Genomic DNA, 1,237 nt, shown 5'->3' on the forward strand with positions numbered 1-1,237 from the left:
GGCGCCGGTGACGAGCGCGGCGTCCGCGCTCATGCCGGACCGTCCTTGCCAACGCTGGGGACGGCCTGCGCTACGGTGTCCCGGATGCCCAGCAGGTCTGCGACCCGGTTTGCCCCGCGGTAATGCAGGCTGGTGCGGGTGTGCGAGCACAGGCGGGTGACGGGAGGGGAGGTGGCAACGGCCATGGGGCGGTTCTTTCAGGAAGCGTCGGGAACGGATTTCAGGGCGGCAAGGGCTGCGTCCCGCACGGCGGACTTGAGCACCTTGCCCACGGGCGAGCGCGGCAGGCTGTCGTGGAAATGGATGCGCTTGGGCGTTTGCACCGGGCCCAGGCGTTCGCGCACAAAGGCGATCAGCGCGGCCTCGTCCGCGACCTGGCCCGGGTGCAGTTGCACGGCGGCCTGCACGGTCTCGCCCCATTTCTCGTCGGGCAGGCCGAACACCGCGCACTCGTACACCGCGGGGTGCTGGCCCAGGGCGTTTTCCACATCCACGGGGTAGACGTTGAAGCCGCCGCTGATGACCATGTCCTTGAGCCGGTCGCGCAGGTGCAGGTAGCCGCGCGCGTCGATCAGGCCGCGGTCGCCGGTGTGCAGCCAGCCGCCCGCCAGGGTCTCGGCGGTTTTCTCGGGCAGGCGCCAGTAGCCGGTCATGAGCAGGTCGCCGCGCGCCACCACCTCGCCGACCTCGCCTGCGGGCAGCAGGCGCCCGTCGGGGGCCATGATGGCCAGGTCGTTGAACCAGGTGACGCGCCCCACGGCGGACACGTTGTGCGGGTCTTCAAAGTCCTCGGGGCGCATCACGCTCAGGACCTGCGGCGCCTCGGTCTGGCCGTAGGTGGTGCCGAGCACCGGGCCGAAGAAGGCGCGCGCGGCGTGAATCTTTTCGGGCGGCATGGGCGCGGCGCCGTAGATCAGCCGGCGCAGGCGCGGATAGTCGCTGCGCGCGGCGCCGGGCAGGGCCATGAGCATGTAGATCAGCGTCGGCGGCATGAAGCACGCGCTGCCGCCACGCTCGCGAAAGGCCGCGCGCACGGCCTGCGCGCCCGCGCCGTCGGGCAGCACGTGGCAACCGCCCTGCGCCAGGACAGGCAGGATGTAGGTGGACGTGCCGTGCGTGATCGGCGCGGCGACGACGTAGCGCTCGTGCTCGTCGAAGCCCCAGGCGTGGATCTGGTTCACGATGTTCGCCATCCAGGCGCGGTAGGGCTGCATCACGCCCTTCGGGACCCCCGTCG

1 protein-coding gene and 1 pseudogene are annotated in these 1,237 nt (G+C 71.3%); both read right to left on the bottom strand.

Going from position 1 to position 1,237, the window contains the following annotated elements; all coding sequences use genetic code 11:
* Nucleotides 1-86 precede the first annotated feature (86 nt).
* A pseudogene (locus VTU_RS32545) lies at nucleotides 87-185 on the bottom strand (citryl-CoA lyase); the annotation flags it as partial.
* Nucleotides 186-197: 12 nt separating this feature from the next.
* Nucleotides 198-1,237, bottom strand: a 1,040-nt coding sequence (locus VTU_RS0105560) for a class I adenylate-forming enzyme family protein (protein ID WP_010101712.1), incomplete at its 5' end; no start/stop codon positions are given.

The sequence above is a fragment of the Verminephrobacter aporrectodeae subsp. tuberculatae At4 genome (genome assembly GCF_000193225.1).
Classification (GTDB): Bacteria; Pseudomonadota; Gammaproteobacteria; order Burkholderiales; family Burkholderiaceae_C; genus Acidovorax; species Acidovorax aporrectodeae.